General features: G+C 55.5%; 15 protein-coding genes. 5 read left to right on the top strand and 10 right to left on the bottom strand.

The window, feature by feature from the left end; all coding sequences use genetic code 11:
* Positions 1 to 78 precede the first annotated feature (78 nt).
* The 4 genes from ACR0A1_RS16640 to ACR0A1_RS16655 all read right to left on the bottom strand — a co-directional run bounded on the left by ACR0A1_RS16640 (position 79) and on the right by ACR0A1_RS16655 (position 4,009).
* The gene (locus ACR0A1_RS16640; RefSeq protein WP_480868427.1) at positions 79 to 1,461 is read right to left on the bottom strand and encodes an adenylate/guanylate cyclase domain-containing protein; all 1,383 of its coding nucleotides are present in this window, start codon (positions 1,459 to 1,461) and stop codon (positions 79 to 81) included.
* 132 nt (positions 1,462 to 1,593) lie between these two features.
* Positions 1,594 to 2,697, bottom strand: a complete 1,104-nt coding sequence (locus tag ACR0A1_RS16645; RefSeq protein ID WP_170406740.1) for a site-specific DNA-methyltransferase — start codon at positions 2,695 to 2,697, stop codon at positions 1,594 to 1,596.
* Between the two features lie 105 nt (positions 2,698 to 2,802).
* Positions 2,803 to 3,420, bottom strand: coding sequence for a ribonuclease HII (locus ACR0A1_RS16650; RefSeq protein WP_170406743.1), 618 nt, complete (start codon positions 3,418 to 3,420; stop codon positions 2,803 to 2,805).
* Between the two features lie 109 nt (positions 3,421 to 3,529).
* Positions 3,530 to 4,009: a hypothetical protein gene (locus ACR0A1_RS16655; RefSeq protein WP_170636393.1), complete on the bottom strand. Its 480-nt coding sequence runs from the start codon at positions 4,007 to 4,009 to the stop codon at positions 3,530 to 3,532.
* 175 nt (positions 4,010 to 4,184) lie between these two features.
* On the opposite strand from ACR0A1_RS16655, the gene ACR0A1_RS16660 reads away from it, so the two are divergent.
* The 3 genes from ACR0A1_RS16660 to ACR0A1_RS16670 all read left to right on the top strand — a co-directional run bounded on the left by ACR0A1_RS16660 (position 4,185) and on the right by ACR0A1_RS16670 (position 6,795).
* Positions 4,185 to 4,472: a hypothetical protein gene (locus ACR0A1_RS16660; RefSeq protein ID WP_170425885.1), complete on the top strand. Its 288-nt coding sequence runs from the start codon at positions 4,185 to 4,187 to the stop codon at positions 4,470 to 4,472.
* Positions 4,444 to 5,145, top strand: coding sequence for a winged helix-turn-helix domain-containing protein (locus ACR0A1_RS16665; protein WP_170398951.1), 702 nt, complete (start codon positions 4,444 to 4,446; stop codon positions 5,143 to 5,145). Before ACR0A1_RS16660 ends, ACR0A1_RS16665 begins: the two co-directional genes overlap by 29 nt.
* Before the next feature lie 90 nt (positions 5,146 to 5,235).
* Positions 5,236 to 6,795: a DUF427 domain-containing protein gene (locus ACR0A1_RS16670; RefSeq protein WP_480868430.1), complete on the top strand. Its 1,560-nt coding sequence runs from the start codon at positions 5,236 to 5,238 to the stop codon at positions 6,793 to 6,795.
* 119 nt (positions 6,796 to 6,914) lie between these two features.
* Here the strand turns inward: ACR0A1_RS16670 and ACR0A1_RS16675 are convergent, their stop codons facing one another.
* The 6 genes from ACR0A1_RS16675 to ACR0A1_RS16700 form a co-directional block, all read right to left on the bottom strand.
* Entirely contained in the window at positions 6,915 to 7,712 is a 798-nt protein-coding gene (locus ACR0A1_RS16675; protein ID WP_170562284.1) for a DUF1217 domain-containing protein, read from the bottom strand.
* On the bottom strand, positions 7,709 to 8,110 hold the full coding sequence (flbT, locus tag ACR0A1_RS16680; RefSeq protein ID WP_170398959.1) for a flagellar biosynthesis repressor FlbT: 402 nt from the start codon (positions 8,108 to 8,110) through the stop codon (positions 7,709 to 7,711). Before flbT ends, ACR0A1_RS16675 begins: the two co-directional genes overlap by 4 nt.
* Positions 8,110 to 8,484, bottom strand: coding sequence for a flagellar biosynthesis regulator FlaF (gene flaF / locus ACR0A1_RS16685; protein WP_170514863.1), 375 nt, complete (start codon positions 8,482 to 8,484; stop codon positions 8,110 to 8,112). The genes flbT and flaF overlap by 1 nt, the downstream gene beginning before the upstream one ends.
* 77 nt (positions 8,485 to 8,561) lie before the next feature.
* The gene (locus ACR0A1_RS16690; protein ID WP_170406757.1) at positions 8,562 to 9,779 is read right to left on the bottom strand and encodes a flagellin N-terminal helical domain-containing protein; all 1,218 of its coding nucleotides are present in this window, start codon (positions 9,777 to 9,779) and stop codon (positions 8,562 to 8,564) included.
* A gap of 210 nt (positions 9,780 to 9,989) precedes the next feature.
* Positions 9,990 to 10,337 carry a flagellar biosynthesis protein FlgN gene (locus ACR0A1_RS16695; RefSeq protein WP_170425894.1) on the bottom strand — a complete coding sequence of 116 codons (348 nt, stop codon included), beginning with the start codon at positions 10,335 to 10,337 and terminating at the stop codon, positions 9,990 to 9,992.
* Positions 10,330 to 10,602 (bottom strand): rod-binding protein, encoded by a 273-nt coding sequence (locus ACR0A1_RS16700; RefSeq protein WP_480868432.1) that lies wholly within the window; start codon positions 10,600 to 10,602, stop codon positions 10,330 to 10,332. Before ACR0A1_RS16700 ends, ACR0A1_RS16695 begins: the two co-directional genes overlap by 8 nt.
* Before the next feature lie 115 nt (positions 10,603 to 10,717).
* Here ACR0A1_RS16700 and ACR0A1_RS16705 point away from each other — a divergent pair, with 115 nt between their 5' ends.
* Together ACR0A1_RS16705 and ACR0A1_RS16710 are read left to right on the top strand one after the other, a co-directional pair.
* Positions 10,718 to 11,947, top strand: a complete 1,230-nt coding sequence (locus tag ACR0A1_RS16705) for a flagellar hook-length control protein FliK (protein WP_480868434.1) — start codon at positions 10,718 to 10,720, stop codon at positions 11,945 to 11,947.
* Positions 11,948 to 11,950: 3 nt separating this feature from the next.
* Positions 11,951 to 12,616 (top strand): flagellar hook capping FlgD N-terminal domain-containing protein, encoded by a 666-nt coding sequence (locus tag ACR0A1_RS16710; RefSeq protein WP_480868634.1) that lies wholly within the window; start codon positions 11,951 to 11,953, stop codon positions 12,614 to 12,616.
* Positions 12,617 to 12,643: the final 27 nt, after the last annotated feature.

A 12,643-nucleotide genomic window follows, 5' to 3' on the forward strand; every position in this document is an offset into this window, starting at 1 on the left:
CGCGCACCAGCGCGCTGCCCGGCCCAACGTGAAGGATCACATCTTTGATCCGGTGCTGACAGGCGGGAGCCCTGGTTGCTACAGCACCCAGACATCCATCGGGGCTGTAACACCGCGAACAGGCTGGTCCGAGTGCTGTGCAAACCCGGTCATCATGTCTTGCGCATTTGGCGTCTCGCTTAGAGCCTGAGACCGCAATGCATCGCTGACAATGATGCGCGCTTGAAAATCGCGCGTCAGGGCCTCTAGCTTCGCGGCAACATTCACCGCATCGCCGATCACTGCAAATTCCAGCCGGTTTGCACCGATATCCCCCAGTACGACCGAGCCAAAATGAACCCCGACCCCGATCCGAATCTCTGGCTCACCCGCGCGCTTGCGCTCCAAATTCCAACGGTCGATCATCTCGACCATGGACCGCGCGCATGCCAGCGCATTGCTTGCATCCAGCTCTCCGGGTACGGGGGTTCCAAACGTGGCCATCAGCCCATCGCCCAAGTATTTGTCGAGTGTTCCGTGATGGCGAAACACCTCGGTCTCCATTCGGGCGTGGAAACCACGCAAAACTTCAATAACCTCATATGGATCACGGCCAGCCGAGAACTTGGTGAAGCCAACGATGTCGATAAATAGAACCGCGATATCCTCTTTGCGGACCTGCTTCAGAGGTTCGTCGTTCTGGCTCAGCTCATCCACCACATTCGGCGAAAAGTATCGAGACAGATTCGCGCGTTCACGTTCAAGCCCAGCATTGGACATCAGCAAGCGATTGAGGCGGCGCATCGACACCCCAAGCGTCACTGCGACCATGACAAAAACGATCACCTGCTGGATGCGTAGGGTTGGCATGAAACTGTTGGGATCCATGAACTCGGCCACATCCGGGTAGCCTGACAAAGCCTCGGCCACACGCTCGCTAATCCCAGGGATCGGGGTGGCGACCCACCAAGCGATCACCCATCCAGCCGTCCACATCATCGCCGTCCACGAACCAATCGCAATGACAGTGCGCCAGGAATAGGCAAGCGTCCCTGCTGCCAGGATAATGAAGAAATACTGAAAATTGTCGAACCGATACTGCATCGCCAGTGGTCGCACGTCTTCGCTGAACGGGTTGGGCACAATCATCCCCAGCGTCATGATCAGCAGATCGACGAAGATCAAAAGCAACTCGGTCCGGGATTGCCCCACACGACCCGCGCGTTGGATCAGCCAACCATTGGCGCAGATCAGAAGCAGGATGAAATGGTACCATAAGACCTCCCACTGGGGATTCAGATAGATCAGCAACAGCCCGGTCAACGCCATCGCGATCCAGCGTGCACGAACAGCCAGTTCAAGCCCCTCTCGCTTGTGTCGTTCCAGTGCCGCCTCGGTATATTTGTTGTCCAGATCGAAGTTGTCCGGTTGCGTAACAAAGAACCGGCTAAGGCGGGATTGACTGGCGGTGGTCTCGGTCATTGCCTTTATCTCCCAAAAGGGCTGTCAGGGGCTGCCCTATGCAATCATCTCACAGGCAAAAACAAAAGACCCCGCCGGTAACGGCGGGGCAAGGCGTAGTGCCTTGTGTCAGGCCACAGGCACCGGCGGTATTCAGTTATGCAATTCGGCCCTGATCTGCTGACGCAACACGTCGATGGGCACGGTTTTGCCATCGCGTTTGAAGCACCAATAGGTCCAGCCGTTACAAGACGGTGCATTTTCCAGATGCGCGCCAACCTGATGGATCGAACCTTTGACGTTCTGCCCTACCAGAGTCCCGTCGGCGCGGACCTTGGCCTTGTGGCGTTGGTTCATCGAATACAGTTCCTCACCCGGGCGCAGCATGCCGCGTTCGACCAATTGGCCGAAGGGCACGCGCGGCTCAGCGCGCTTGCTAGCGCTGACTTCCAACGCTTCGCGGTCAAACTTACGGACCTTTGAGATACGCTTTTCAGCCACCTTGCGATAACTTTCTTCGCGCTCAATCCCAATGAACTCACGCCCCAGCATTTTCGCTACAGCACCTGTGGTGCCCGTGCCAAAGAACGGATCCAGCACCACGTCACCGGGATTGGTCGAGCCAATCAGGACACGATGCAGCAGTGATTCCGGTTTCTGTGTCGGGTGCGCCTTATCGCCGTTTTCGTCCTTGAGTCGTTCATGCCCGGTGCAGATCGGCAGTACCCAATCGCTGCGCATCTGCACACCTTCGTTCAGCGCTTTCAGTGCTTCGTAGTTAAACGTGTATTTGGCCCCTTCGCGCTTGGACGCCCAGATCATTGTTTCATGCGCATTGGTAAACCGCTTGCCACGGAAGTTTGGCATCGGGTTGGATTTACGCCACACAACGTCGTTCAGAATCCAATAACCCGCATCCTGCAGGGCGGAACCCACGCGGAAAATGTTGTGATAAGACCCAATCACCCAGATCGCACCATTGGGCTTCAGCAGACGATGCGCAGCCTTCAACCATTCCCGCGTGAACTGGTCATAAGCCCCAAAGCTGCTGAACTGATCCCAGTGATCATCGACCGCATCGACCTGAGAATTATCGGGCCTGTGCAATTGACCTTTCAACTGTAAATTATACGGGGGGTCCGCAAAAATCAGGTCAATCGACGCCTCTGGCAGACTGTTCATCGCCTCGATGCAGTCACCGGATAGAATCGTGTTTAAAGGGAGCGCGGCTGCGCCCTTTGTCTTGATTGTGGTCATATCACTGCCTCAGTTCCACGGCGCTTTTGCGCTCATTTGGTTGAGACAAGGATGAGTCAAAGATGATTCGCCGTCAATTTCTTTTTTGAATCAGCGACTTACGATTTACTCTTGATACAAGATATTGTGGACCGGTTTGAACGAACGTCTATGGTGTGGGGTCACGCCAAGATTTTGCAACGCCTCGCGGTGCTGTTTTGTCGGATATCCGGCATTCGCCTCCCACCCATAGCCGGGATGCTGTTGCGCCAAATCCACCATCAGCTGATCACGCCAGATTTTTGCAATGATCGATGCTGCCGAAATCGACACCGACCGTGCGTCGCCCTTCACCACCGCCTGCGAGGGCAATTTCATACCGCGCGGGATCATGTTGCCATCAATCAGCAAGAAATCCGGAGCCGGGTCCAGCGCAGCTACCGCGCGTACCATCGCCAGATGCGAGGCGCGCAGGATGTTATGCTCATCGATCTCTGCAACCGTGGCTTCGGCCACCGCGACCTCTGCCCGGTCGCGCAATATCTCATCCAAACCGCCGCGACGCTTGGCCGTCAGTTTTTTTGAATCGTTCAACCCAGCAGGAATGTCATCCGGGTTCAAAATAACCGCTGCGGCCACAACCGGGCCGGCCAGCGGACCGCGCCCAACCTCATCCACCCCGGCAATTCGGGTATATCCGCGTGCTAGCAAAGCCCGTTCGAGTTCATAATCAGGTGTCGTCATACCCTTGGCAAATCGCGTTTCGTAGCGCTTCGCAAGAAAAAAGAGAGGGCAGCTTGCGCCACCCTCTCCCGCGCGGCGCTTCTATGGCGCCACTCCTGCTCGAAACCTGTTACTGGTAAACGACGCGGTATCCTTTCTGGCGCAGGCAGGCGGGTTCGTATGCCCGTTTTACCTTTTTACCATTCCAGAAACCAATCTTGCATTGGTGTGGCAGGCTATCGGCATGTTTATAGTACTTCTTCAGGCAATTTGGCCCAAGCAGCGGACGCTTGTTCGAATAGGCATTGAACGTGCGCAGGCAACGCTGCGGTAGGTCATACCGCGCCACCCGCTTTGGCAACGGGCGTACAGCATGTTTTTTCTTGGCCTTCTTCGCCTTGGCTTCAGCCTGCTTGTGACGCTTGCGGCGCTCTGCCTCTTCGTCGCGCTTTTTCTCCTGATGATAGTGGTTGACCGCAGCACCTATGAGCGCGATCGCAGCCAATCCGCCGAGAATATCTCGGGTATCTGCCGCCCGTGCCTGCGACGCTGAGATCCCCGTTATGGCGACGGCGGTTGCTATGATCAGAGCGATAAATTTCCGGTGCATGATGCGTGTCCTTTCGGATAACGGGCAGGCCGGTTACCGACCGCGAATTTGATAACCTGACACTGCGACCACCCCGTTCAGACAGGCAATAACGGCATACTGTTATTCAATATCAGCACCACAAACCCCCTGAGGTTATTGAATATCCACCCAACCCATGCGCAGGATGCAGCCCATGAAACAGATCCTCTCTTCTCTGGCTCTGACGGCCCTGATATCGGTTGGGTCGCAAGCCATCGCGGCAGATTGCTATGCCGACTACAAGGCCAAGCAGGACAATCCCTTACGCCTGCACTATGGCGTCATGCAGGTCTCAAACTGCGATAAAGGCTCGGCCCGGAAAGAAGTCGCCAAGCGGCTGAAGTCAAACGGCTGGACCCTGCTGAACGTGATGACCGTTTTCGAGGCGGGTGGATTGGATCAAAGGAAGGCCAATGCCGGAAAATACTATCTCCGTTACTGAGGCGCGTCGTTCGGGGGTTCGGCTGGTTGGTCTGGGGATTGCGGCAATCGTCGCGATCCTGGTGACTGCAGCGGTTTTCCTGTTCTGGACGCTACCGGACGCAAATGCCTTCAACGCGCGGGTTGAACGGCTGTTTGTCGAGGCTGACCTGACCTCGCAATCGGAAATCCGTCTGCTCGAGATTCTGGCGCAATCGGGCACCGCCTTTGCCGATACGCTATCCAGCTATCGAATGGTCATCTTCGTGCTGTTGGTCTTTGCCAGCGCCATGCTGATCACCGCGCTTGTTTTTCTGGTCATGCTGGTTCTGCTGAACCGCCGCATGGCCCAGATTGAACGGACGGGGATCCAGGTAACATCCCTGCTGATCAGCCGTGAAGAGAATACCGTTTATCTCAACAACATGGATTTTAAGTTGACCCCCGCCGCGATGGAAACGCTTTCGGTTCTGGCTGAATCCCGCTTGGATGACGAGGTCCTGTCGGGTGCCCAGATTGAAGCGATGATCTCGGGCAGAAACGCTGCAGATTGCGATGAGGCCGCCGGGGCAACCCGGATCAAACGCCTGCGCGACGCTTTGGGAAATCAGATGGTCAGTGAGCTGCTGGTGAAGAACATCGCCAAGAAGGGCTATATGCTATCGATTGAGAAAGACGTTATTCAAATGGTCTGAGGATGCCATTGCAGTAAAATCTACGTGCGCATCTTGGAATTCTCGCCCTCAAGACCCATGATATAAGGGCTTGGCCAAGGGAGGTTGCAGATGAACGTCCATGCCACACCGAATGTCAAAGGCTATGGGATATCAGTTGAGCCGCTGCAGGGACGGATCGCGATCTACCGTGGTGATATACTGCTGGCCGAAAGCCACAACGCCAAAGTGATGTACGAAACGCGGCTACCTCCCGCGATCTATGTTCCGCGCGAAGACCTGTGCGTCGAACTCAGCCCTGAGACCGAATTGCAGACGTTCTGCCCCTTCAAGGGTACCGCAACCTATCACGACATTAGCCTACCGGAAGAGCGCCTTACGAACTCGATTTGGGCTTATGAAGACGCCTTCCCTGAAAGCGCGGCCATTCAGGGCCATATTGGATTCATGCCGGATACCGCGACGCGGATCGACCTCGGCGACAACCAACTGCGTCAACCCGACGATGGCAATATCAGCGGCCCCCTGATCGATTGGCTGATGCGCGGTGCGTCCGAAATTAACACTCCTGATGCCTTTACAAAAACGCTGGCCGAGAAAATGCTGGAACATGGCATCGCTATTCAACGCCTAAGCATTCTGGTCTGGTCGCTGCATCCGCTGATCGCAGGCAAACACTATATCTGGGAGAAAGACTCGGCTGAGATTTCGACCCACACTCCGACCTATGAAATTCATGATCACCCTGCCTTTACCAATAGCCCTCTGCGTCACGTTTCAAACGGGTTGGGTGGTGTCCGCCAGCGCCTGAACAACGACAATCCGCATAACAGCTTTCCGATCATCGAAGACCTGCGCGCAAAAGGGGCCACCGATTACGTTGCCATGCCACTGCCTTTCTCGGATGGGCGGACGAATGTCCTGACCCTGACTTGCGATCATCCCGATGGGTTCACGACCGAGAACCTGGGTCTGGTTTTTGAATGCTCTACTGTCATCGCGCGGTTCTACGAGGTCTTCATGCAGCGCGAAAACGCGCAGGTTCTGCTGGAAACCTATGTAGGCAAGCGCAGCGGTGCGCGCGTTCTGGGGGGCGAGATTCGCCGCGGTGATGGCGATGACATAGATGCGGCGATCATGTTTTGCGATCTTCGAAATTCAACCGTATTGGAAGAAAAACTGGGGCGTGATGACTATATCGAGCTACTGAATGCGTTTTTTGAGACAGTTTCAGGGATCGTGCACGACCATGACGGAGAAGTTCTGAAGTTCATCGGCGACGCTGTTCTTGCCGTCTTCCCGGCGGGTGACGATGCCGCCAAAGCCCGATCCAGCGCGCAGCTTTCGGCAACAGAGATCGTCGAAAAACTGGGTGAATTGCGCAGTGACGGAAGTGATCATGATTTCGACTGCTCGATTGGTGTCGCCTATGGCCGCGTCACCTATGGCAATGTGGGCTCGCGCGAACGGTTGGACTTTACCGTGATCGGTCAGGCCGCCAATGTCGCTGCCAGATTGGGCGAATATGGCAAAACCGTCGGACATAGAATTGTTGTCTCGCAAGATATCGAACCTGTTTGCAAACAGGCGATCCCTTTAGGGGCGATCAAGCTGCACAACGTCTCGCAACCGATCAAATCATTTGCCCTGCAAACCTCAGCCGATGCCTGATTTGACAGTTTACTTCGCAAGAGTTGAACCTCAAATTGTGCCACCCACTATCTCGGATCGGTCAACCTATGGCCTTGCGCGAGATACCGTACACACCGTGTCTGGTTGACATCAATGGTTCAAAAACCACCGCCCAGCAGGATCAGAGCCGTCTGCGCAGGTGAGATCGTCTGTTGGATTTGATTGATCTGATTGCGGGCCAGATACGTGTCGGTCAGTTTGTCGATTGCCTCACCTTCAGTGAACTGCGCCAAATCGGATGACCCTGTAACGCGCTGCAATCGATCTTTGAACACCTCAAGCTGCTTGTCGATATCCAGTTGTGCAAATGCTGCAGGCAGCCCCAATGCCGTTTCCATCATGCGGCGCAAGGGAGGCAGCCCCATCAGATCAAACCACCTTCTGTCCTCACTGCCACCCTGGCCAGCCAGATCGCGCAATGCATGCTGGGTGTACAACGCGATACGCATCGATTCATCTGCTTCGCCAACCGAGATTTCAAATCGCGCAATCAAGTTGTCGTCAGCGATCTTTTCCATGGCGTCCACCAATCCGGTCTTGCGCACATCGCCAGGACCAAGCCCAAAGGCGTTGGCAAAATCTCGGTACCTGCCGTCGGCCAGCCTGTTCGCAAGTGCATCGTCGGCCTGCGTTCCATCCGACAAGATTTTTTGGATAAAATACCGATTGTCGAGATCACCTTCCAAGCCAAAAGCACCCAATGCCACCTGCAACAACCGTCGGTCCGAAACCAGATCCTCGGCCGTCTGGACCTTGCCGATATTGTCTAGAAAGTACCTTGAGTCCCGTTCATTGATCCCCGAGGTGGAATAGCTTTGAAGCTGCGCATCATAAGTACGCTGCAAAAAACGCCAGCCAACCAGACCACCTGAAGGTATGACCGGCTGGAAGGTCACTGCTGATACGCCATCAGACGTTCTTCGCGCGGCAACAGTGAACGCAAGGCCTTTAAACACTTATAGTATTGCTCTGCCACCAATGCTTCAGTCGCGTTGGCCAGGACCCGGCGACTGTCGGCATCCGTGAAAACCTGGCTCAGCTCTTCCACGCGCCGCAGAAGTTGCTGGCGCGCCTGCTCAGGTTCGGTATCGCCTGACAGAACCAACTGCGCGGCATAGCAGACACGGCGTACCGGCGTGTTGACCTCTTCCGGGTGAATGGCATCGCGCAGGCGCAGGACATTTGCCTGAGGTGTCATGATCGAAAACCGACTGCGTCGATCCCCGTTTTCGATTACAACACCATTGATCAGAACCCGTTCCTTTGGGGCAAGTTTCAGGACCAGACCCCCCATCAGTTGCCCCTCATTTGACGTAGCCCGCGCAACACGGCCATGTTGATCTCAAGCAGCGGCTCAACGGTCGCCTTGTTCGCCAGCACCTGGCTGCTGTGTTGTTCGGTAAACTCAGCCAAATAGAAAATCCGCGCCCGCAGATTGCTCGGCAGCCCGTTATCCGCATCCGCCACATCGGTTGCCAGCACATTCCACAGGCGGCGATTTTCGTGCAAGGCTTGAACGAACCCTCCGAAATCAGCCGCTTTCCGCGTGGAAGCAGCCTTCAACCGATGTGTAATCCTGGAAATCGCCTCATACTCTGTATCCCGAGGTGTTCGCGTCGGTGCAGCAGATTGCGCATAAGCGCGGTGAGCAAGCGTTTGCGGTGTCACTTGAAATCCTTCCAATTGTCCTTCAGCGGGCGATTAAGTCCGGGGCACAGCGTGCGTGCCCCGGATCAGTTCCAAAGTTAGCGGAACAGCGACAGGATGGACTGTGGCGCCTGGTTCGCGATCGATAGCGATTGGGTTGCCAGCTGTTGCTGGACCTGCAACGCTTGCAGTCGCGCCGAGGTTTCTTCCATGTCAGCGTCAACCAACGAGCCGATACCGGATTTGAACGAGTCAGACAGGTTCGAGATGAACTCTTTCTGGGTCTCGATCCGACCCTGCGCCGAACCAAAAGCCGCCGAGGCATCAATCGCAGTATCGATGAGGCCTTCGATCGCGCCAAGCGCTGCGGATGCGCCGGCAGAAGTCGACACATCAATCGAGGCCAGAGCGCCTAGACCGCCAGAGTTCGCATTGGCATATTGACCGCTGATCTGCAGCGAATCTGACCCTTCGTTGGTGATATCGAGTTGCGCAGCATTCGTACCCGGATCATAGACGACCGAAACATTGGCATCCGAAGCTTCGATGGCAGCTTTTAGCCCCGCAGCGATGATCTCTTCGGGCGCGTTGCCTGCGGCGATATCCTCAGCCCGGACTGTATAAGACGCGACATCGTCGCCCAGTCGGACCGTGAAAGTATCGCCAGCGGACAATGTGCCCGGATCAGCGATCACGATGCTTCCATCATCATCGCTTCCGCCGTTTCCATCCAACGAAAATCCGAATGCGTCGGCCGTATCCGCGGTGACCCCGTCAGTTCCAGTGAACACGTCGGCAGCAGTGTAACCACCTGTCGACAGGTTTTGCGCCGATACGCTAATGGAAGACGCTGTCACGTTGCCTGCATTGTCTCGATCCAAAGAGGACAGAATGCTTGCGCCAGCCCCACCGTTCACCAGATTGAGGCCATTGAACTGGGCAGCGCCGACAACCGATTCGATCTGATCCCTAAGCGCGGCCACATCGGTGTTGATCTTAGCACGATCAACGTTGTCTTCTTGTGCCGCAACGATCTTGCCTTTCATCTGGTTCAGCAGATCCGTCACAGTTTCTGAGGCGTTTCGTGCAACTGCGACAGTGGATTCACCCAAGGCCAGGCTGTCCTTGATCGCATTGAAGCCGTTGACGTCTGATTCCATCACCTTTGAGATGGCCCAGACAGCCGAGTTATCCTTGGCTGTAGCCACATCCTTGCCGGTCGAGATCGCGTTTTGCGTCTGCGCGAGGTTCTTGTTGACCGATTTGAGAGTTTGCAGCGCAACCATTGCGCCATTGTTCGTCAGAATGCTTGACATATTTGTCATCCTCTTAGCGTTCGGGCGCGTTTGACGCCCATGTTGGACCCACCAAACCGGCAGGCATTCTGTCGTTCTGACCTGTGCGTCGTGCCTTGTGGCCTTCGCGCCACCCGTTGTTTCAGGTGCATCGCCACATTTGCCCCCGATCTCCTAACGGAGTGCTAAGACGGGCAAATCCGAAATCTCGGATTTGAATCAAACCTGATGCTATGCCCGTTTTTCCAGCTTTGCCCGCGATCGCAAGGCAAACCCACTACGCTGCCCCGAGGCGTCATAAGTGCTGAACTCCTGCCGGACCTGTTTCAGTTCCGCCATTCGGTCCGCCACAGCCCGAATACCCTCGGCCGCACTGTTCAAAAGGGCTTGGTTGCGCACGACCTTCTTCTGGATCCGGATCAGATCATCGCTTTCCAACACCTGCAGATCATTTATTGCACCGATCAAGTTCTCTTTTTCAGGCACCAATCGATCCAGATCGGTCAAATCCCCCTGGACCAGCGCTGTGCGCTCCAGATCCAAAAGGTCTTCCAGTGCATGAATCGGATCTTTATTCATCGGACTTCTCCATCATTGCATTGAACAAAGTTTCCGAAAGGCCGATTCCACCCGCCTTTGCCATTTGCTGTGCCTGCTGTTGCACCAGAAACGAAGCAAACTGATCTTCGCCTGCACCACCGCCAAAGGAACTTCGTGCTTGGCCGAGTCCTGCTGACTTGAGCATTTCAGCCAGAAAAGCGGCCTCCAGCTCAACAGAGGCGGCTTTCAGCTTCTGTGGAATCTGGGCGGAGTGCATGGTCGCACTGGTAGATGTAATCGTCATCGGATTCTCCGAAAATTGCTATGAACTTTCTCGATCAAAGGGGAAAGCGGTTAAAATAAACGTAACTTCCTGTGGGCACAGTGCCGGCCAGATCAAAGAAACCCCGGAGCGAAAAATGACCAACCCGCTGACGATCATGCCGCCTGCATCTGCCACGGGTGACAAACCGGGGGCATCTCAGGGTAAAGAGCGTGATACCAAAGGTGGGTTTGCCTTTGAGGAAGTGCTTAATGAGGATGTCGAACAAAATGAATTGAAGGATGTTGATCCGTTTGTGGCTGATTCAAACCTGCCACCCGAACAATCAGAAATTCCATCTGTTTCTACGGCAGATTCAACTGAGACAATCAAACCCGACGAACTAGAGCGCGCCCAACTGCAGGTGGCTGCGCAAGAGGTCGCAAATGCGCCGAAACACCAAGCGGATTTTGCCGTCGGTGAGACGAACCATGTTGCCGCTCCGCCCAGCCCGGTACAGCAAATTTCGCAGTTGGCCCCTGAAAATTCAACGCTAAGACAAAATACAGGCTCGCCCGAAGCGGCTGTCCCAAGGCCTGACGCAAACGTGCTTCGAGCGCCAACCCAAGTTCCGATCCATGATGTTAGCGGAAATGGATATCTACACCAAATGCCGGCCTCACACGCGCTAAATGCTAGCTTTGTTGGGGATACTTTTTCGAAACTGGAACCGCCAAGTCCTGAAACAGAGGTGCCACTCGTCGCACGCGCAGTTGAGCCTGTAGAGGCTCGAATAACCCAGCAAACTGTCATTTCTGCCGCCTTGAAACCGCAGACAACAGCTTGGAATCTCGACCGGGCTCCGGGCGATGCTATTGCTGAAACGGCGATCAGCGCGGAAGTTGATGACCTTTTTGCCGTCAAAGATACTGCGGTGGGCCACACGATACGCGACACGACGCAAGCGATGCCCGTCGCCGCAGCCCGCGCGGAAACGGCACGCACGATTGCGGGGCAACTGGCCGCTTCGATTTCGACCCGACCAAATACCGGTGGCGTTGAAATAGCCCTGAACCCCGAAGAGCTTGGGCGCGTATCAATCACGCTCAACGGTCGAGAAGACGGGTTTCATCTATCGATCGCGGCCGAACGGCCCGAAACACTGGACCTGATGCGGCGACACATTGCGATCCTGTCGGCTGAGTTCGAAAAGCTGGGTTATGGGGATCTGTCGCTTGATCTTAGCATGTCCGGGGACTCGTCCCGGCATGGTGACCCATCAGAGCCTGACCCTTCCTCAGAAACGGTCGAAATGGTTCGCGACGCGGACCATAAGGCACCCACACTTTCGGCTGGCCCTGAAAGGGGCCTTGATATGAGGCTTTAATTGATGATTTCAGCGACCAATTCAGTGACCGCAACGGGTGCAAATCCCGGCGCAAACAACAATTCGGAACGCTCGGCACTGACGTCAGATTTCGAGACCTTTCTGCGCATGCTGACCGTGCAGGCGCGCAATCAGGATCCGCTTGAACCTCTGGATTCCTCCGAATATGCCTCTCAGCTGGCGCAGTTCTCGATGGTCGAACAACAAGTCAAAGCCAATGAGCTTCTGTCTGGCCTCGCGATGACAATGGGGGCAGTCGATCTTAATCAGCTCACCGGGTGGGTTGGGATGAATGTCAAAACCGATGCACCGTTTCGCTTTGTAGATCAGCCTGTTCCGATTTTTGCTCAGGCCGAACCCACTGCCGACCGGGCCGAGTTGGTCATCCGCAACGACCAGGGCACCATTGTCGATCGCATCCCTGTGCCTACTGATAAGGCCGAATTCGAGTGGGCCGGGGTCAGCAGTGCCGGTGATCCCTTTCCCGCTGGCAGTTACTCAGCCACATTGGAGAGCTTCAAAAGAGGTGAGTTACTAACCAGCACGCCCGCATCTGCCTTCGGTCGGGTGGTAGAGGCACAGGTCAGTGAAGGTGGCATCATCCTGAAACTGGAGAGCGGTGCAGAGGTGTCCGCCGAAATGGTCACGCAAATCCGCACGGGTGCTTGATCTAGAAGGCAAGGCGGGCCAAAGCTT

It is taken from the genome of Ruegeria sp. D6 (assembly GCF_056534365.1).